The sequence below is a fragment of the Pseudomonas sp. GW823-FHT01D03 genome, from assembly GCF_058798255.1.
On sequence record NZ_JBXAKK010000001.1, the window covers coordinates 2,619,616 to 2,638,137 of the forward strand.

General features: G+C 60.8%; 15 protein-coding genes. 8 read left to right on the forward strand and 7 right to left on the reverse strand.

What is annotated here, in order from left to right; translation table 11 throughout:
• Positions 1 to 114: 114 nt before the first annotated feature.
• The gene (locus tag AC1RBR_RS11550) at positions 115 to 1,065 is read right to left on the reverse strand and encodes a DUF1853 family protein (protein ID WP_492564438.1); all 951 of its coding nucleotides are present in this window, start codon (positions 1,063 to 1,065) and stop codon (positions 115 to 117) included.
• A gap of 115 nt (positions 1,066 to 1,180) precedes the next feature.
• On the opposite strand from AC1RBR_RS11550, the gene AC1RBR_RS11555 reads away from it, so the two are divergent.
• From AC1RBR_RS11555 to pepN, 6 genes are read left to right on the forward strand one after another with little or no spacing between them, the layout of a single operon-like run.
• Positions 1,181 to 2,071 (forward strand): NAD(+) kinase, encoded by an 891-nt coding sequence (locus AC1RBR_RS11555; RefSeq protein ID WP_003224174.1) that lies wholly within the window; start codon positions 1,181 to 1,183, stop codon positions 2,069 to 2,071.
• Entirely contained in the window at positions 2,071 to 3,042 is a 972-nt protein-coding gene (locus AC1RBR_RS11560; RefSeq protein ID WP_492564440.1) for a metallophosphoesterase, read from the forward strand. The genes AC1RBR_RS11555 and AC1RBR_RS11560 overlap by 1 nt, the downstream gene beginning before the upstream one ends.
• Positions 3,039 to 3,908, forward strand: a complete 870-nt coding sequence (locus AC1RBR_RS11565; protein WP_492564442.1) for a rhomboid family intramembrane serine protease — start codon at positions 3,039 to 3,041, stop codon at positions 3,906 to 3,908. Before AC1RBR_RS11560 ends, AC1RBR_RS11565 begins: the two co-directional genes overlap by 4 nt.
• Before the next feature lie 33 nt (positions 3,909 to 3,941).
• Complete coding sequence (locus AC1RBR_RS11570) at positions 3,942 to 4,202, forward strand: YeaC family protein (protein ID WP_003224178.1); 261 nt, start codon at positions 3,942 to 3,944, stop codon at positions 4,200 to 4,202.
• Positions 4,199 to 5,029: a DUF2797 domain-containing protein gene (locus AC1RBR_RS11575; protein ID WP_204896185.1), complete on the forward strand. Its 831-nt coding sequence runs from the start codon at positions 4,199 to 4,201 to the stop codon at positions 5,027 to 5,029. Before AC1RBR_RS11570 ends, AC1RBR_RS11575 begins: the two co-directional genes overlap by 4 nt.
• Positions 5,030 to 5,039: 10 nt before the next feature.
• On the forward strand, positions 5,040 to 7,697 hold the full coding sequence (pepN, locus tag AC1RBR_RS11580) for an aminopeptidase N (protein ID WP_492564444.1): 2,658 nt from the start codon (positions 5,040 to 5,042) through the stop codon (positions 7,695 to 7,697).
• Between the two features lie 118 nt (positions 7,698 to 7,815).
• On the opposite strand, the gene katG is transcribed toward pepN, so the two are convergent.
• A complete protein-coding gene (gene katG / locus AC1RBR_RS11585; RefSeq protein ID WP_492564446.1) occupies positions 7,816 to 10,086 on the reverse strand; it encodes a catalase/peroxidase HPI in 2,271 nt (756 codons plus the stop codon).
• Between the two features lie 288 nt (positions 10,087 to 10,374).
• Between katG and AC1RBR_RS11590 the strand changes: the two genes are divergently transcribed.
• Positions 10,375 to 10,803: a hypothetical protein gene (locus AC1RBR_RS11590; protein ID WP_492564447.1), complete on the forward strand. Its 429-nt coding sequence runs from the start codon at positions 10,375 to 10,377 to the stop codon at positions 10,801 to 10,803.
• A gap of 42 nt (positions 10,804 to 10,845) precedes the next feature.
• On the opposite strand, the gene AC1RBR_RS11595 is transcribed toward AC1RBR_RS11590, so the two are convergent.
• Positions 10,846 to 13,077 (reverse strand): LTA synthase family protein, encoded by a 2,232-nt coding sequence (locus AC1RBR_RS11595; protein ID WP_492564449.1) that lies wholly within the window; start codon positions 13,075 to 13,077, stop codon positions 10,846 to 10,848.
• 309 nt (positions 13,078 to 13,386) lie between these two features.
• Here AC1RBR_RS11595 and AC1RBR_RS11600 point away from each other — a divergent pair, with 309 nt between their 5' ends.
• Positions 13,387 to 14,403 carry an ABC transporter substrate-binding protein gene (locus AC1RBR_RS11600; RefSeq protein WP_492564451.1) on the forward strand — a complete coding sequence of 339 codons (1,017 nt, stop codon included), beginning with the start codon at positions 13,387 to 13,389 and terminating at the stop codon, positions 14,401 to 14,403.
• A gap of 155 nt (positions 14,404 to 14,558) precedes the next feature.
• On the opposite strand, the gene AC1RBR_RS11605 is transcribed toward AC1RBR_RS11600, so the two are convergent.
• The 4 genes from AC1RBR_RS11605 to AC1RBR_RS11620 form a co-directional block, all read right to left on the reverse strand.
• Positions 14,559 to 15,038 carry a copper chaperone PCu(A)C gene (locus AC1RBR_RS11605; protein WP_460357680.1) on the reverse strand — a complete coding sequence of 160 codons (480 nt, stop codon included), beginning with the start codon at positions 15,036 to 15,038 and terminating at the stop codon, positions 14,559 to 14,561.
• Positions 15,038 to 15,643: an SCO family protein gene (locus tag AC1RBR_RS11610; RefSeq protein WP_047599796.1), complete on the reverse strand. Its 606-nt coding sequence runs from the start codon at positions 15,641 to 15,643 to the stop codon at positions 15,038 to 15,040. Before AC1RBR_RS11610 ends, AC1RBR_RS11605 begins: the two co-directional genes overlap by 1 nt.
• Positions 15,644 to 15,799: 156 nt before the next feature.
• The gene (locus tag AC1RBR_RS11615; protein WP_492564452.1) at positions 15,800 to 17,206 is read right to left on the reverse strand and encodes an efflux transporter outer membrane subunit; all 1,407 of its coding nucleotides are present in this window, start codon (positions 17,204 to 17,206) and stop codon (positions 15,800 to 15,802) included.
• 84 nt (positions 17,207 to 17,290) lie between these two features.
• Positions 17,291 to 18,085 (reverse strand): helix-turn-helix transcriptional regulator, encoded by a 795-nt coding sequence (locus tag AC1RBR_RS11620; protein ID WP_095139606.1) that lies wholly within the window; start codon positions 18,083 to 18,085, stop codon positions 17,291 to 17,293.
• Positions 18,086 to 18,522 lie beyond the last annotated feature (437 nt).

Sequence of the window (18,522 nt, forward strand, 5' to 3'; positions counted from 1 at the left end):
CGAGCAAGCCCGCTCCCACAGGGGGATCGCATTCCAATGTCTACATTTGGAATGCAGCTCAAAATGTGGGAGCGGGCTTGCTCGCGAAAGGGCCGGTCCAGGCACTGCAGAAACTCAGGCCTGCCCCGGCACATTCGGCCAAAGATCCGCCACCAGAAACAACCGCTCCGCCTCTTCCCATTCGCCCCGGGCATTCTCGGTCAGGCGCACCATCAATTGCGCCGGGGCCATCGGTTCCAGAGCGTCCAGCCACATCTGCAGGTGTTCAGCGCTCCAGGTCTGATCCGCGGGGTAGTGCGCCGGCGCCAGCCAGGCATGCCGGGGCAGGGGTTGCCAGCGGCCCGCCGGGCGCTGGGCGACAAATGCCGACCAGTCCTTCTGATGCAGCCAGCTGCCACGCAGGTGCTGCGGATGCGCGCCTTTCGGCGGTTCGGCCTGACCGGGCCACGGGTACAGCAGATATCCGCCCAGCCACAGCTGCGCACTGAACACCTCGATATCCAGCTTCGCCAGTACCTCACGGCTTTCCGGGCGCGCCGAGATCGGCAGTTGGTGTTCGGCCAGATGCGCCAGTTTGCGGTCCAGTCGATCATGACAACCCGGCCCCAGCCATTGCGCCGGGTCGTGGCCGTCGCCCTCCTGCGGGCCGAGATAGAGCTTGATCGCCAGTTCCAGGTGATGCACGCCGTCGCGGTCGCGCAGCAGCATGTCCAGTTCACCGAGGGTGTGGCCTTCGCGGCGGATCGGCAGGTTGGCGGCAATCAGCTCGATGCCCGGCGCATGCTGCACGGCAAACTGCCACAACCGTTCGTAATACAGGCCCAGCCGCCGCGTGCGCGCCTGCGACAGCCAATGCAACAAGCCATAACTGTCGCGATCGAGTTGCCGCAGCCAGTGCTCCAGGCGCTGCGGATCACTGACCCAGTCGCTGCCGGCCAGCGGATGGCGCTGCGGCCACGGCGTTGCGGCCAGCATCGGCGGGGCGAGAATCACCCACGCCAGGTCACGCACTTCCGGATGGCGTAATTGGTGTGGCAACTGGAGCAGGTCGGGAAACAGGATCATCTTGCGAGCATAGCCTTAAACACGCGCGCACCCTTGAGGCTGAAAGGATTTTGTCTATGGCGGGCTTTCGCCCATAATCGTGTTTTTCGCGTTTTCGATTGTCCGCAGAGGTCCCATGGAGCAATTTCGTAATATCGGCATCATCGGTCGCCTGGGCAGTTCCCAGGTGCTGGATACCGTCCGCCGACTGAAACGCTTTCTGCTCGATCGTCACCTGCACGTGATCCTCGAAGACACCATCGCCGAAGTCCTGCCGGGCCACGGCCTGCAAACCTCGTCACGCAAGATGCTCGGCGAAGTCTGCGACATGGTCATCGTCGTCGGCGGTGACGGCAGCCTGCTCGGCGCCGCGCGGGCGCTGGCCAAGCACAATATTCCGGTGCTGGGGATCAACCGTGGCAGCCTCGGTTTCCTCACCGACATTCGTCCCGATGAGCTGGAAGTCGAAGTGGCCAAGGTGCTCGACGGCCACTATCTGGTGGAAAATCGCTTCCTGCTGCAAGCCGAAGTTCGCCGCCATGCCGAGGCCATCGGCCAGGGCGATGCGTTGAACGACGTGGTGCTGCACCCGGGCAAATCGACGCGGATGATCGAGTTCGAGCTGTACATCGACGGCCAGTTCGTCTGCAGCCAGAAGGCCGACGGCCTGATCGTCGCCACGCCGACCGGTTCCACTGCGTACGCGCTGTCCGCCGGTGGCCCGATCATGCATCCCAAGCTCGACGCCATTGTGATCGTGCCGATGTACCCCCATATGTTGTCGAGCCGGCCAATTGTGGTCGATGGCAACAGTGAGCTGAAAATCGTCGTGTCGAAAAACATGCAGATTTACCCGCAGGTCTCTTGCGACGGGCAGAACCACTTCACCTGCGCGCCGGGCGACACCATCACCGTCAGCAAGAAAGCCCAGAAGCTGCGGCTGATTCACCCGCTCGACCACAACTACTACGAAGTCTGCCGGACCAAGCTCGGCTGGGGCAGCAAGTTGGGTGGTGGAGGCGACTGATGCTCGATCCCGCGCGCAGTTATGACTTGATTGGTGACGTGCACGGATGCGCCCTGACCCTCGAACACTTGCTTGACCGACTCGGTTATCACAAGCAGGGCGGGGTCTGGCGGCATCCATCGCGCATGGCCGTGTTCGTCGGCGACATCATCGACCGTGGCCCGCGAATCCGAGAGGCGCTGCACATCGTCCACGACATGGCCGAAGCCGGGCAGGCGTTGTGCATCATGGGCAACCACGAATTCAACGCACTGGGCTGGAGCACGCCGGCGCTGCCCGGCAGCGGCAAGCAGTTCGTCCGTGAGCACACGCCGCGCCACGCGCGCCTGCTGCAGGAAACCCTGACCCAGTTCGAAGACCATCCGGGCGACTGGCATGATTTCCTCAACTGGTTCTACGAGCTGCCGCTGGTGGTTGATGCCGGGCGCTTCCGTGTGGTGCACGCCTGTTGGGATGCCAGCCTGATTGAACCGTTGCGCGGGCTGTTTCCCGATGCGCGTATCGACGAGCACTTTCTCCAGGCCTCGGCCGTGCCCGGCAGCTTCGCCTGCACCGTGTTCGACCGCTTGCTGCGCGGCACCGACATGCGCCTGCCGGATGGTCTGACCATGACCAGCGGCGACGGTCTGGTGCGTTCGTTCTTCCGCACCAAATTCTGGGAAGACGACCCGAAAACCTACGGCGACATCGTCTTCCAGCCGGATGCACTGCCGGAGCCGGTGGCGCAGAAGCCGCTGACCTCCAGCGAAAAAAACAATCTGCTGCGCTACGGCATTGACGAGCCCTTGCTGTTCGTCGGCCACTACTGGCGCAGCGGCAAACCGGCGCCGATCCGCCCGAACCTCGCGTGTCTCGATTACAGCGCGGTGCTCTACGGCAAACTGGTGGCCTATCGTCTGGATCAGGAAACACGCCTCGATCCGCATAAATTTGTCTGGGTCGATGTCGAGCGGCCGGAGGTGCTGCAATGAGTGCGGTAGCGGTATTGCGTCTGCCGTTGGCAGTGGATCTGAGCGGTTTCGTCCAACTGCTGCAACGGATGCAGGTGCCGCATCGGGTCAGTGAAGAGGCGGGCGAGCAGGTGTTGTGGGCGCCAGCGGAAATCAGCGAGGACGTGCGTACGCTGTACGAGCGCTTCCCGGCGGGTGACCCCGATCAGCAACTGGACCTCCCGGCGGCGCCGGCCTTCAAGCGCCCGAGCTTCGCCGAACAACTCAAACACGCCAAGGCCACCGGGTTGATCCTGCTGCTGAGCCTGCTGGTCGGCGGCCTGACCTATCTGGGCGACAACCTCGAAACTGTCCGTTGGCTGACCTTCCTCGACTTCCGCGTGGTCGGCGAGTACATCCAGTTCACGCCGCTGGTCGACAGTCTGGCGGCGGGGCAATGGTGGCGCCTGTTCACGCCGATGCTGCTGCACTTCGGCATCCTGCACCTGGCCATGAACGGCATGTGGTACTGGGAGCTGGGGCGGCGCATCGAGTCACGTCAGGGCAGCATCAACCTGCTCGGGCTGACCCTGCTGTTCAGCCTGGTGTCGAACTACGCGCAGTTCGCCTGGAGCGGCCCGAGCCTGTTCGGCGGCCTGTCCGGCGTGCTCTACGGCTTGCTCGGCCACTGCTGGATTTTCCAGTTGCTGGCGCCAAACCCGGCGTATCGCCTGCCGCGCGGCGTGCTGGTGATGATGCTGGTGTGGCTGGTGATTTGCATGTCCGGACTGGTCTCGATGATCGGTTTCGGCCAGATCGCCAACGCCGCGCACGTCAGCGGGTTACTCATCGGATGCTTCACCGGTTTGTTGGGCGGTTTGTATAACCGCCGTAAACTGGCCGCCTGAAATTTTAAGTGAATAAAGAGCACGGAGACCCTGATGTCCTCTTTTAACGACATGATCAAAAACATCACCCCGGACATTTACGAGAGCCTGAAACTGGCTGTGGAAATCGGCAAGTGGTCCGACGGCGGCAAACTCACCGCCGAACAGCGCGAGCTGTCGCTGCAGGCGATGATCGCCTGGGAAATCCAGAACCTGCCTGAAGACCAGCGCACCGGTTACATGGGCCCGCAGGAATGTGCGTCGAAGTCGATCGAAGTGCCGAACATCCTGTTCAAATCGGATGCCATCCATTGATCGAGATTGGCCGCGGTGCAATCAGCAAAATGTCGGCGCGCCTGGACGGGCCGAATGTGCAATACGCGTTTCGTCTGGATGACGTCGAGGTGCCGGTCAACCCCATGATCGGCACCACGGTGCGTCTGGAGTACCTGGGGGCGATTCATTGCACCCATTGCGGGCGCAAGACCAAAACCAGTTTCAGCCAGGGTTACTGCTACCCGTGCATGACCAAACTGGCGCAGTGCGATCTTTGCATCATGAGTCCGGAGCGCTGCCACTTCGAGGCCGGCACCTGCCGCGACCCGGTATGGGGCCAGCAGTTCTGCATGACCGATCACGTGGTGTATCTGGCCAACTCGTCGGGGATCAAGGTCGGTATCACCCGCGCCACGCAATTGCCGACCCGCTGGCTCGATCAGGGCGCAAGTCAGGCGCTGCCGATCATGCGCGTATCGACGCGCCAGCAGTCGGGCTTCGTCGAAGACCTGTTCCGCAGCCAGGTGGCCGACAAGACCAACTGGCGCGCGTTGCTCAAGGGCGATGCGGCGGCGGTGGATCTGGCCCAGGTGCGCGACCAGTTGTTCGAAAGCTGCGCTGAGGGCTTGCAAGGCCTGCAACAGCGATTCGGCCTACAAGCAATTCAGACGATTGCCGATGTAGAACCGCTCGAAATCCGCTATCCGGTCGAGCAATACCCGGCCAAAATCGTCAGCTTCAACCTGGACAAGAACCCGATTGCCGAAGGCACGCTGCTGGGGATCAAGGGTCAGTACCTGATTTTCGACACCGGCGTGATCAACATTCGTAAATACACGGCCTATCAGCTCGCCGTGCATCAATAAGGATTCCAGCATGCGCACCGAACAACCGAAGATGATTTACCTGAAGGACTATCAGGCGCCCGAGTACCTGATCGACGAGACGCACCTGACCTTCGAGCTGTTCGAGGACCACAGCCTGGTCCACGCGCAACTGGTGATGCGCCGCAACCCGGAGCGTGGCCCGGGCCTGCCGCCACTGGTACTCGACGGCCAGCAGCTGGAGTTGCTGTCGGTGACCCTGGCCGACCAGGAACTGAGCGCCAGTGATTACCAACTGAGCGAAAACACCCTGACCCTGCAGCCGGCCAGCGCCAGTTTCACGGTCGACACCAGTGTCAGGATTCACCCGGAAACCAACACTGCGCTGGAAGGCCTGTACAAGTCCGGCACGATGTTCTGCACCCAGTGCGAGGCCGAAGGCTTCCGCAAGATCACCTATTACCTCGACCGCCCGGACGTGATGAGCAAGTTCACTACCACGGTGGTTGCCGAGCAGCACAGCTATCCGGTGCTGCTGTCCAACGGCAACCCGATTGCCTCCGGCCCGGGTGAAGACGGCCGGCACTGGGCGACCTGGGAAGACCCGTTCATGAAACCGGCGTACCTTTTCGCGCTGGTGGCCGGTGATTTGTGGTGTGTCGAAGACACCTTCACCACCATGACCAATCGTAATGTCGCGCTGCGCATCTACGTCGAGCCGGAAAACATCGACAAGTGCCAGCACGCGATGAACAGCCTGAAGAAGTCGATGCGCTGGGACGAAGAGGTCTACGGTCGCGAGTACGATCTGGACATCTTCATGATCGTCGCCGTCAACGACTTCAACATGGGGGCGATGGAGAACAAGGGCCTCAACATCTTCAACTCCAGCGCCGTGCTGGCCCGCGCCGAAACCGCCACCGACGCCGCGCACCAGCGGGTCGAGGCGATCGTCGCCCACGAATACTTCCACAACTGGTCGGGCAACCGCGTGACCTGCCGCGACTGGTTCCAGCTGTCGCTCAAGGAAGGCTTCACCGTGTTCCGCGACGCCGGTTTCTCCTCGGACATGAACTCGGCCACGGTCAAGCGCATTCAGGACGTGGCGTACCTGCGTACCCACCAGTTCGCCGAAGATGCAGGCCCGATGGCCCATGCGGTGCGCCCGGACAGCTTCATCGAGATCTCCAACTTCTACACCCTGACCGTGTACGAAAAAGGCTCGGAAGTGGTCGGCATGATCCACACCCTGCTGGGCGCCGAAGGTTTCCGCAAGGGCAGTGACCTGTACTTCGAACGCCACGATGGTCAGGCCGTGACCTGCGACGATTTCGTCAAGGCCATGGAAGACGCCAACGGTGTCGACCTGACCCAGTTCAAGCGCTGGTACAGCCAGGCCGGCACGCCGCGTCTGGCGGTCAGCGAGTCCTACGATGCCGCGGCGAAAACCTACAGCCTGACCTTCCGCCAGAGCTGCCCGGAAACTCCGGACAAAGTGGAAAAACTGCCGTTCGTGATCCCGGTCGAACTCGGTCTGCTCGACAGCAAAGGCAACGAGATTGCCCTGCGTCTGGCCGGTGAAGCGTCGGCGCAAGGCACAACCCGCGTGATCTCGGTGACCGAGGCTGAGCAGACCTTTACCTTCGTCGACATCGCTGAACAGCCGCTGCCATCGTTGCTGCGTGGTTTCTCGGCACCGGTGAAACTGAGCTTCCCGTACAACCGCGACCAGTTGATGTTCCTGATGCAGCACGACAGCGACGGCTTCAACCGCTGGGACGCCGGTCAGCAACTGTCGGTGCAGGTCCTGCAAGAACTGATCGCGCAGCAGCAGAAGGGCGAGAGCCTGATGCTTGATCCGCGTCTGATCTCGGCGCTGAAAACCGTGCTGTCCGACGATTCGCTGGATCAGGCCATGGTCGCCGAAATGCTTTCGCTGCCGAGCGAAGCGTATCTGACCGAAATCAGCGAAGTGGCGGATGTCGAGGCGATCCACAACGCCCGCGAATTCGCTCGCAAGCAACTGACGGACAACCTGTTCGAAGCGCTGTGGCTGCGTTATCAGGCCAACCGTGATCTGTCGAAGCAGACGCCATACGTGGCCGAGGCTGAGCACTTTGCCCGTCGCGCGCTGCAGAACATTGCGCTGTCGTACCTGATGCTCAGCGGCAAGCCGGAAGTGCTGGCCGCTACGCAGGAACAGTTCGAAAACAGCGACAACATGACCGAGCGCCTGACCGCGTTGGCGGTGCTGGTCAACTCGCCGTTCGAAGAACAAAAGGCCAAAGCGCTGGCGACTTTCGCCGAGCACTTCAAGGACAATCCGCTGGTCATGGATCAGTGGTTCAGCGTGCAGGCCGGCAGCACTTTGCCGGGCGGTCTGGCGCGGGTGAAGGCGTTGATGCAGCACCCGGCGTTCAATATCAAGAACCCGAACAAGGTGCGTGCGCTGGTCGGTGCGTTTGCCGGGCAGAACCTGATCAATTTCCACGCCGCCGACGGTTCGGGCTACCGCTTCCTCGCGGATCTGGTGATCGAGCTGAACGGCTTCAACCCGCAGATCGCTTCGCGGCAACTGGCGCCGCTGACCCGCTGGCGTAAATACGACAGCGCCCGTCAGGCGTTGATGAAAGGGGAGCTTGAGCGGATTCTGGCTTCCGGTCAGCTGTCCAGCGATGTGTACGAAGTGGTCAGCAAAAGCCTGGCGTAACGCGCAACGAAATGTGGGAGCGGGCTTGCTCGCGAAAGCGGTGTGTCAGACACGGAGATGTCGACTGGTATACCGCATTCGCGAGCAAGCCCGCTCCCACAGGTTTTTGCGTTTTCTGTTATTTCAGGTCAAACCGATCCAGCTCCATCACTTTGGCCCACGCCGCCACGAAGTCTTTGACGAACTGATCTTTCGCATCAGCACTCGCATACACCTCGGCCAGCGCGCGCAGTATCGCGTTGGAACCGAATACCAGATCAACCCGCGTCGCCGTCCACTTCACGCTACCGGTCTTGCGGTCGCGTCCTTCGAACTCGTCCGCCGCTGCTGACGTCGGTTTCCACTCCACGCCCATGTCCAGCAGGTTGGTGAAGAAGTCGTTGCTCAGCGTTTCAGTGCGCGAGGTGAACACGCCATGTCGGCTTTCCCCGACGTTGGCCCCCAATACCCGCAGACCACCGACCAGCACGGTCATTTCCGGAGCGGAGAGGGTGAGCAATTGTGCCTTGTCGATCAGCAGTGATTCGGCGGAGACCGTGTATTTGCCCTTGCTGTAGTTACGGAAACCATCGGCAATCGGTTCGAGGAAACCAAACGACTCGACGTCGGTTTGCTCCTGAGTCGCGTCGGTTCGACCTGGATTGAACGGCACCGACACCGAGTGCCCGGCGTTTTTCGCCGCTTGCTCGACCCCGGCGTTACCCGCCAGCACGATCAGATCCGCCAGCGAGACTTTCTTGCCGGATGATCCGGCGTTGAACTCGTTCTGAATGCCCTCAAGGGTCTTCAGCACCTTGTCCAGTTGCTCCGGCTGGTTGGCCTGCCAGAATTTCTGCGGGGCCAGACGCAGACGTCCGCCGTTGGCGCCGCCACGTTTGTCGGAACCACGGAAGGTCGACGCGGCAGCCCAGGCGGTGGAAACCAGTTGTGACACCGACAGGCCGGAAGCCAGCACTTTGCTTTTCAGCGCCGCCACATCGTTGCTGTCGATCAGTGGGTGAGTGGCCTCAGGAATCGGGTCTTGCCACAGCAGTTCTTCGTTGGGCAGTTCCGGGCCGAGGTAGCGCGACAGCGGGCCCATGTCGCGGTGGATCAGCTTGTACCAGGCGCGGGCAAAGGCGTCTGCCAGTTGATCCGGGTTGGCCAGGAAGCGGCGGGCGATAGGCTCGTAGATCGGGTCGAAGCGTAGCGCCAGGTCGGAGGTGAGCATGGTCGGCGAGAGTTTTTTACTTGGATCGTGCGCATGGGGAACGGTGCCAGCCCCCGCGCCGTTCTTCGGTTTCCACTGGTGCGCACCGGCCGGGCTTTTGAACAGTTCCCACTCGAAGCCGAACAGGTTTTCCAGGTAGTTGTTGCTCCATTGGGTCGGGGTGGTGGTCCAGGTGACTTCGAGGCCACTGGTGATGGTGTCGGCGCCTTTGCCGGTGCCGAATGCGTTGCGCCAGCCGAGGCCTTGTTCTTCCAGGCCAGCCGCTTCCGGCTCAGGCCCGACATTGTCCGCCGGGCCGGCGCCGTGGGTCTTGCCGAAGGCGTGACCGCCAGCGATCAGGGCCACGGTTTCTTCGTCGTTCATGGCCATGCGGCCGAAGGTTTCGCGGATATCGCGGCCCGAAGCTACTGGGTCCGGATTGCCCTCTGGGCCTTCCGGGTTCACATAAATCAGGCCCATTTGCACCGCGGCGAGCGGATTTTCCAGATTACGTTCGCCCTGATCGGTGCGGCTTTGCTCTTTGCCGTGCAAGTCCGGTTCGGCCACCAGCGTACCGTCACCGGGCTCCTGCATGGCCGATTTGTCTTTGCCGTAGCGACTGTCGCCGCCGAGCCATTCGCGTTCCGAACCCCAGTAGACGTCTTCGTCCGGCTCCCAGACATCGGGACGTCCACCGGAGAAGCCGAAGGTCTTGAAGCCCATCGACTCCAGCGCGACGTTGCCGGTGAGCACGATCAGGTCGGCCCAGGAAATATTGCGGCCGTATTTCTGTTTGATCGGCCACAGCAGTCGCCGCGCTTTGTCGAGGCTGACGTTGTCCGGCCAGCTGTTGAGCGGAGCGAAACGCTGTTGCCCGGAACCGGCGCCACCACGGCCATCGGCGGTGCGATAGGTGCCGGCGCTGTGCCAGGCCATGCGGATGAACAGCGGGCCGTAGTGGCCGAAGTCGGCCGGCCACCAGTCCTGGGAGTCGGTCATCAGCGCACGCAGGTCTTGTTTCAGGGCCTGGAAGTCCAGGCTCTGGAAGGCTTTGGCGTAGTCGAAGTCCTTGCCCAGCGGATCGGACTTGGGCGAGTGCTGGCTGAGGATCTTCAGGTTCAGTTGATTCGGCCACCAGTCACGGTTCGTCGTACCACCACCGGCGGCGTGGTTGAACGGGCATTTCGATTCGTTTGCCATGTTCGGATCCTTATCAGGTCTTGTGCGGCCGGCTCGTGCCGACTTCGGACTAGTAAGGCTAGACCCGACTTGGGCAACCAGCTAATAGGCCGACTATTGGAGGCTGATAGGCAAATTCTTGAACTAATGATGCTATGGAATGAGTTGAAGGTTTTTTAGCTCGAAATCGACTAAATGACTGTCATTTCTGACAGTGCGCGGAGGAATTAATAAAAATATATTGGCTGCATGTTAAGGGCCTGATGAATCACAAACCTTTGTTGGCAATCGAGTCGGGAGTGTATTTGCATGAAAAATTCAATTAAACCAGAAGAGCAAATTCTTAAGCTGATTCATGAAGGTCGCGGTAAATATAAAGGCACGTTTAAAGCTAACGTTGATAACGTAGAGTTCATGTTCGCGGATACGAACGTGGTGTTTCACAGGGCAGGAGAGGAATATTACATTGTTGGGGCTGATAGAGATAATAAAAACTCCGTAGCCTTCTGTGTTCCATGGGCTATAAAAGAAGGCCCTCACGAGGTGAAGTGGTACAAAGGTGGTCTGGTTTGGAGCGTTAGTAAGGGCGGCGATTTTCACGAGATTCAACAAGGGGTGGCAACTGTGACGTTCTTACAAAGCGGCGAATATAAATACGGTGTTAAAGGTGAAATCGATTTTAGTTTGCCTCGAGTAGGGAAAATAACAGGTAAATTTGAAATTACGCTTCGTGAGTAAACGTAAAGGGACGGATCCAACCAATCCGTCCCTTCCCTGATTTCAACTCGATTGCACAGTCTCATCATCCGGCAATGCATCCAGCGGATCTTCCTGCCCCGGCAATTCAGTAATCACACTGAAATCCGTGACCTCGACCGCGCCCAATCCATAACCCAGCAAATGAAACGAGAAAGCCTTGCGCTGCTGCGGGTTGTCGAAGCTGAAATCCATCTGCAGCGGCTGATCCGCCGTGGCGACCATCTCGGTCGGCAGGCCCAGTTGCACGTCCTGTTCGAACTCCTTGGCCTTGAGCTGAATGTACGCCGCCTGCTGCGGATCCACCGAGCGCACGGTCAGGCGCACGCGGGTGTGCGAGCCCTTGGGCATTTCCAGGTATTGCGCACCGATCAGGTTATCGGCCCAGTCATCCTTGATCTGTGCCTGTAGCGGGATGACGTTGTTGCTGCCGAACTGGTAACGCTGATTGAGCGGGGTGCGCAGCAGCGACAGGTCCAGCGCCATGGCCCGCGCGGCAATCTGCCGGGCCTGCTGGCTGCTTTCATTGCCCTTGAAGGTGGCGCGGTCGGCAATGAAACCGGGGCTTTCGTAGTAACGGCAACGGCGCGGCATGTCGCACTCGGAGAAGATCCCCTGGCCATTGTGGTAGCGCAGTTTGCCGTTGGTGTAGGACATGATTTCACGCCCGCCGTCATAGTCGCGGAACAGCGAACGGCCGCTCAGCGCCGACGGCACCGGCAGATCGAAATAATCAAGGATCGATGCGCTCAGATCGACGTGACCGTAGACCCCGGCATTCAGTCGCGGCAGTTGCTCGTGTTCCGGGGCCAGGGTCAGGTTGAAGCCCCAGGACGATGCCAGACGCACGCCATCGATGCCGTGGGATTCGTCCGAAGTAATCACCACCAGCGTGTCTTTGAGCACGCCCTGGCGTTCGAGGCCGCTGAGGAACTGCTCCAGCGCATCGTCCAGATAACCGACGGCCGCCTGTTTCGGCGTCTCGTAGCGCGCCAGATAGTCTTCCGGTGCGGAGTAGGGCTGGTGCGTGCCGACAGTCAGCAGGGTGAGCATCCACGGTTGCTTCTGCTTCTTCAGTTGGCCGACGTAATTCAGCGCGCCTTCGAAGAACGCCTTGTCATCCTTGCCCCACGGGAACTCCAGATAGTTGGCGTTGCTGAACCATTCCAGACCATGGGTTGCATCGAAGCCGATGTGCGGCATGATCTTGTCTTTGGCCATGAAGCGCAGACCGGCGCCTTGCAGGTAATGAGTGCTGAAGCCGTTCTGCCGCAGCTGCGCCGGCAGGCAGGCCTGATTGCGCTCCTGCTGGGTGAGCATTTCCACGCCTTTGGGCGTGCCGTTGTTGAGCTTGTCGTAATCGCCACAGAGCATGGCGTACAGGCCGCGAATGGTCTGGTGCGTATGCAGCACGTAATCCGGGGTGTTCATGCCGCGCTCGGCCCAGCGGCTGAGATTGGGCATCAGGTCTTCCTGATAGCGGCTGCCGATGGCCTCGCGATTGGCGCGGATGTACGCGCCGGGAATGCCTTCCAGGGCGATGATCAGCACATTGCGCGCCTGTCCGGGTGCGGCCAGTAGCTTGTGGCCATTGAGATCCAGATCGGTCAGCCCGGCCATCTGTGGCGCGGGCTCTTCGACGTCACCGTCCAGCCATTCCTCGGCCTGCAACTGCAGATCGGCCACTTGAGCGGCGAGCAACTGATGCGGCAGATTGTACAGGCGCCACGGGTCTTCATCGTTCGGCCAAAGGTTTTGCACGCCCCAGTGCGCGGCGAACAGCAGCACCGGTGCGGCCCACATGGCGCGGGGCAGGGCAGCAGGGGATTGCGTGCGATTGGCGAAGCGCGTCAGCAACCAGAGCAGCAGCGCCAGCAACAGGGTGGCGCCCAACGCCGGGTGGGCGATACCGCCACCGGTGGAGTTCTCCACGAATTGCGGATCAATCAGGTAATGCAGGTCGGATGGGTTCGGCAACCGGCCGACAGCGCTGACCAGCTCGGCCGTCGCCACCGCCAGCAACCCCCAGAACAGCAGCAACGGCAACGCCAGCCACCACGCACGGCGATGCAGCAACAGCACCAGCAAACTACCAATCGCCAGGTCGGACAAATAGCCCAGCGACGACGACCAGCCCAATGCCGCGCGCAGGCACACCGGTACGATCAGCACCAGCAGAATCAGGGAAAACAGGCGGGCATGCGGCTGCCGCAACCAACGCAAAAGAACGCTCACAAACAAAGACCTTCCAGCCATCAAACCGTCATAAAAGTGTGCGCGATGATACCAAGGGTGGGCTGTCTGATCGCCCTTTTAAACTCCCGGCTGATCCGCTCTCGCAAGCGCGGCGCAGGGCTTGAGGCCGCGACTGGCGTTGGTGTCAGCCCGCTAGCGGCTGACGTCCAGCTTGTAACCGGTGGCAGATTTATTGTTTCAGGCTGTTTAAACCGGCGCACGATGGCAAACGCGGGCGTGCTATCGATATTCGATAACGGTATTTAATTTCTGTTTTTTATAGCGATAGAGTTCGGCCTTTCAGCCAATCCACCCTGCTGCGAGGTTGCCATGGCCACACTGTTCAAACGTTCTGCGCTGACTCTGTTGGCCGCATCTCTGACAGGCAGTCTGCTGCTCAGCGGCGGCGCCCAGGCCGAAGGCAAGATCAGCATTGCCCAGCAATTCGGCATCGGTTATCTGATTCTCGATGTGATCCGTGATCAGCAGTTGATCGAAAAACACGGCAAGGCGCAGGGACTGGAGATCAAGGTCGACTGGAACAGCATCTCCGGCGCCACCGCCATGAACGAAGCACTGCTGACCGGCGCACTGGACGTGGTCTCCGCCGGGGTGCCGCCGATGCTCACCGTGTGGGATCGCACCCGTGGCAAACAGAACGTCAAGGCCATTGCCTCGCTCGGCTCGATGCCCAATTACCTGCTGACCAACAACCCCAACATCAAGACCCTGAAGGATTTCAGCGACAAGGATCGCATCGCCGTACCCGCAGCGGGCGTGGGTTTCCAGTCGCGGACCCTGCAGATCGAAACGGCCAAGGAATTCGGCAATGATCAATACAAGAAGTTTGACGACATCTCGGTCAGCCTGCCGCACCCGGATGCCACGGCGGCGCTGATTGCCGGCGGTTCGGAAATCAACTCGCACTTCTCCAGCCCGCCGTTTCAGTATCAGGCGCTGCAAAATCCCAACGTGCACAAGGTGCTCAGTTCTTACGACGTGCTCGGCGGCCAGGCCACGTTCAACGTGCTCTACACCACGGAAAAATTCCACGACGAAAATCCCAGGACCTACAAGGCGTTCTACGACGCGTTGGCCGAAGCGGAAAAAATCATCAAGGCCGACAAACCCGCCGCCGCCCAGGCGTACATCCGCGTCGAACAGTCCAAGCTGCCGCTGGCGCTGGTCGAGCAAATCGTCAGCGATCCGGAAATCGACTTCACAGTGGTGCCGCAGCGCACGTTTATCTATGCCGAGAAATTGCAGGAACTGGGCGTGCTGAAGAACAAGGCCGGCAGCTGGAAGGATTACTTTTTTGAAGAGGCGCATGGTGGCGCGGGGAGCTGATAACGGCTCGCCAAATAGCGCAAACTCAAGGGGCGGCGTAATGACGGTTCGTTAGTATCGAGCCTATTGGCCCGCAAGCGCGGCTGACATGCGCGAAAAAAAGGGGCGACCTGATCATCAATCAGGCCGCCCCTTTTTATTGCCGCCAAGTCAGATCAATGCATCTTGCTGTGATCGTGGCCTTCCATGTGCGTCAGCGCACGGACTTCGGCTTTGACTTCGACGGTTTCTTTCTCGCCCTTGGCGTTTTCCACGGTCAAGGTCAGCGGCACGCTTTCGCCTTCCTTAAGCTGGCCGGTCAGGCCCATCAGCATTACGTGGTAGCCGTTCGGGTCGAAGGTGACGGCTTTGCCGGCCGGCAGGTCGACCGACTTGACCGGGCCCATGCTCATCACGTCGTTCTTCATGCTCATTTCGTGGATCTGCACATCTTTGGCCACCGGCGAGGCAACGCTCAGCAGTTTGCTGTCGCTGTCAGCAGTGACGGTCATGAACGCGCCGCTGGCCGATTGGGTCGGCACGGTCGCACGCACCCAGGCGTCGTCCACTTTGGTCTGAGCCGAGGCTTGAAACGCCAGGCCCAGCAGCGACAGAGCGCAAACGGCGCGTTTGATGTTGTTCAAAACGGGGTGCATCAGCAGACCTCCATAACGGTGAGCAAATCTTCCGTGCACTCTTGTGCCGAAAGCGATACAGACAGACCCATGCGCAGCTGGCCGCGCGAGTCATAGACGTAACTGGTGGACGTGTGGGAAATCGTATAGGTGTCGCCGGCCGGCACCTTCTCGAAGAACACGTCGAATTCCTTGGCGGTGGCCTGGGTTTCTTCCAGCGTGCCGTACAGCGCGACGAAGCTCGGATCGAAAGCTTTGACGTAGGCGTCGAGGATCTGCGGCGTGTCGCGTTCCGGGTCGAGGGTGATGAAGATCACCTGCAGACGGTCGCCGTCCTTGCCCATCAGCTTCTTGATTTGCGCAGCGCGGGCGAGGGTGGTCGGGCACACCGCCGGGCATTGGGTGAAGCCGAAGAAGATCATCGGCATCATCCCGCGAAAGCTCGACAGCGTCATGGTTTCGCCGTCGGTGTTCTTCAGCTTGAAGGTGCGCCCGAGGATCTTGTCACTCAGGTCCTTGCCGTACTTGTACGACAGTTGGCCACGGGTGTCGCAGCCGGCGAGCAGGCCCAGGCCCAGCACGCCCATTCCCGCAAGCACCTTGCGGCGAGTCAACAAAGCCGTCATCTAATACCGCCTTTTGCAGCCCGTCAGTCGGCAGGACTGGCGGGGGGTTAACCGTAAAAGCGGCGCATGATACCAAACTGACGGCAGACGCCGGCCACGGATCGCCGCGCGGCGTCGGATCGGGCGACAAAAGGTGTAAGAAAAAGTGACGAGGGGCTACTGAACCCGGGCCTCATCGGCCCGCCAGCCGCCGCCCAGCGCGGCGTACAGGTTGACCTCGGCGACCAGTTGCGCGAGACGATCAGTGATCAGCCCCTGCTGTGAACTGAACAGCGAACGCTGTGCATCGAGAAACACCAGGCTGCTGTCGACACCGTTCTGATACCGGTGCTGCGCCAGGTTGTAGTAGTCCTGGGTCGCCTGTACCAGATCGCGTTGCGCCTGCAATTGCTGCTGATAAGTGCTGCGCGCTGCCAGGCCGTCGGCGACTTCCTGAAACGCGGTTTGAATCGATTTCTCGTATTCGGCGACCGCGACGTCTTTCTGCAATTTCGAATAATCCAGGCTCGCGCGCAGGCTGCCGGCGTTGAAAATCGGCAGGTTGATTTGCGGCTGGAACGTCCACGCGCCCGAGCCGCCGCTGAACAGTCCGGACAGATCGCGGCTGGAGGTGCCGGCGCTGGTGGTCAGGCTGACACTGGGGAAAAACGCCGCGCGCGCTGCACCGATATTGGCATTGGCCGCTTTCAGTTTGTACTCGGCCTGCAGAATGTCCGGCCGCCGTTGCAGCAGATCCGACGGCAACCCGGCCGGCAATTGCTGGACCAGATCGCTGGCCAGTGGTTGCGCCGGCAGTTGCTCCGGGACTGGTGCGCCGATCAGCAGCGTCAGGCTGTTCAGATCCTGCGCCACCTGGCGTTTGTATCGCGCCAGATTGGCCCGCGAACTGTCCACGCTGGTTTGCGCCTGCGCCTGCTCCAGCGCTGAAGACTTACCGGCGTCGCGGTTGCGCGTGGTCAGGCGCAGGCTTTGCTCATCGGCGGCCAGGGTCTGGCGCGTCAGTTCGAGCAACTCCTGATCGGCGCGCCAGGTCAGGTAGGCGTTGGCGACGTTGGCCACCAGACTGAGCTCGGCACTGCGCCGCGCCTGTTCGGTCGCCAGCCAGGTTTGCAGCGCCTGCTCGCTGAGGCTGCGCACTCGGCCGAAAAAATCCAGTTCATAGGCGCTGACGCCCAGATTCACCGCATAGGTCGAATTGATCAGCGCCTTGCTGCGAGTCACGCTGGGCGGCATGCGCTGGCGCGACCCGCTGGCATTGGCCGACACCGCCGGCAGCAGATCGGCGCGCTGGATCCGGTATTGCGCCTGAAACGCCTCGACGTTCAGCGCTGCCACTCGCAGGTCGCGATTGTTCACCAGCGCACTTTCGATCAACTGTTGCAAGGCCGGATCGTTGAACAGCGTGCGCCAGTCTTCAGTGCGCGCTGCGGCGGGTGTCGGTGTCGGACCAACCGCGCCTTGCGGGTACTGCGCAGCGCTCGGTGAAGCAGGGCGCTGGTAGTCGGGAATCAACGAACAACCGGTCAACAGCACGGCAAGGGACAACAGGGAAATGCGCAGCATCGAACGCTCTCATGCAGAAAAAACACGTGCCGGGGACTGCGTCCCCACACCACCATCGAACACCGTTGAACCACGGCCGCGCGGTTACGCCCCGGCCATCCAGCGCGCCAGACCATGCCGTCCGCTGACCCCCAGTTTGGCGGTCGCACGCTTGAGGTAGGTCTCGACCGAACTGCTCTTGACCCGCAGCTTCTCGGCGAGTTGCGGCACGGTGCCGCCGGTCAACAAACCGAGGCAGACTTCTTTCTCCCGCGCCGACAGCACAATGCCGCCCAGCGCCAGACGCTCGTCGAACACCTGCTGCAACGGCGCCTGTTCCAGGTCGGCCAACGGCAGACGCGGTTGTTTGGCGATGATCTGCCGGCTGAGTTGCGCGTGGCGCTCGATCAGCGGCAGCAGGGTGTCGGACAGGCTTTTGAGAAACGACAGCTCCGGCAGGGAAAACACCCGGTGCGTGTGCGGTCGATAGAACGAGATGACACAACGCCGGTTGGAAGTGCGCGACACCAGATTGCACTGGTGCACGCTGTGCTGCGGATGGCGGGGCTGCAGCGAGGCTTTGAGTTGAATCAGCAGGGAGTCATTCATCTCGATCATCTTCTGCAACAGCGGATGATCGTCCGGGCGCGGCAACGAGTCCGGCGGCGGGAAGGTCTGCGGCAGGCCCGCGCTGCCCAGCGCCTTGATCTCGACCACGCTGGCCTGGCGCTCGTCCAGCGTCCATTCGCTGAGATCGACGCGATTGACCGGCACCAGAGTGTCGACCAACTGAAACAGGTTGCTGGCGAAATGATCGTCGCCGGTGCTGGCAATCAGTTCACCCAGTTGCCAGTAGAAATGCGGGTTTTCCATGTTGCGAATGCTGCCGGTCAGATTCATATCCTTGTCATCCCTGGTTCCGAGTCATCACCGAGTCGTCCGCTGTTTATGCAAAAGCCGCCCACGCAATCGTCTCTCCTTGAAACTGATCTGGGGCGGGATTTAAGCCTATGGATTTGTCCTACGTCTGTAGGGGAAAACAGGGACACAAAGTGCCATCATTTCTGAAAGTTGGCGCCGGGCTTCTGACGCCGTTTGGTACAGATGTCGCGCATTGCGTGACTGTTTGGTCACGGCAAGACCCTGAAAACCGGGGCTATTGCGTTTTTGTGAGGTCATCACGCAGGTCGATGGCAGCGCTGGTGTGTGGCATTTTTCCTACAAAGTTTTCAGTCTTTCCTCTCCGAACTTTTAGATGGTTCCCGCCCAATCAGGGTCAACAAGCGCTGACAGGCGTGCACCGGGGGCGGGGTTGTCCGGGTTTTACGTGTCATGTC

Bases quoted from the DNA above. Each gene is read 5' to 3' on its own strand.
- AC1RBR_RS11610 (WP_047599796.1), bottom strand. From the start codon at position 15,643: ATGACGGCTTTGTTGACTCGCCGCAAGGTGCTTGCGGGAATGGGCGTG.
- AC1RBR_RS11560 (WP_492564440.1), top strand. From the start codon at position 2,071: ATGCTCGATCCCGCGCGCAGTTATGACTTGATTGGTGACGTGCACGGA.
- AC1RBR_RS11615 (WP_492564452.1), bottom strand. From the start codon at position 17,206: ATGCTGCGCATTTCCCTGTTGTCCCTTGCCGTGCTGTTGACCGGTTGT.
- AC1RBR_RS11570 (WP_003224178.1), top strand. From the start codon at position 3,942: ATGTCCTCTTTTAACGACATGATCAAAAACATCACCCCGGACATTTAC.
- AC1RBR_RS11555 (WP_003224174.1), top strand. From the start codon at position 1,181: ATGGAGCAATTTCGTAATATCGGCATCATCGGTCGCCTGGGCAGTTCC.
- AC1RBR_RS11600 (WP_492564451.1), top strand. From the start codon at position 13,387: ATGGCCACACTGTTCAAACGTTCTGCGCTGACTCTGTTGGCCGCATCT.
- AC1RBR_RS11550 (WP_492564438.1), bottom strand. From the start codon at position 1,065: ATGATCCTGTTTCCCGACCTGCTCCAGTTGCCACACCAATTACGCCAT.
- AC1RBR_RS11595 (WP_492564449.1), bottom strand. From the start codon at position 13,077: ATGGCTGGAAGGTCTTTGTTTGTGAGCGTTCTTTTGCGTTGGTTGCGG.
- AC1RBR_RS11565 (WP_492564442.1), top strand. From the start codon at position 3,039: ATGAGTGCGGTAGCGGTATTGCGTCTGCCGTTGGCAGTGGATCTGAGC.
- pepN (WP_492564444.1), top strand. From the start codon at position 5,040: ATGCGCACCGAACAACCGAAGATGATTTACCTGAAGGACTATCAGGCG.
- AC1RBR_RS11590 (WP_492564447.1), top strand. From the start codon at position 10,375: ATGAAAAATTCAATTAAACCAGAAGAGCAAATTCTTAAGCTGATTCAT.
- katG (WP_492564446.1), bottom strand. From the start codon at position 10,086: ATGGCAAACGAATCGAAATGCCCGTTCAACCACGCCGCCGGTGGTGGT.
- AC1RBR_RS11620 (WP_095139606.1), bottom strand. From the start codon at position 18,085: ATGAATCTGACCGGCAGCATTCGCAACATGGAAAACCCGCATTTCTAC.
- AC1RBR_RS11605 (WP_460357680.1), bottom strand. From the start codon at position 15,038: ATGCACCCCGTTTTGAACAACATCAAACGCGCCGTTTGCGCTCTGTCG.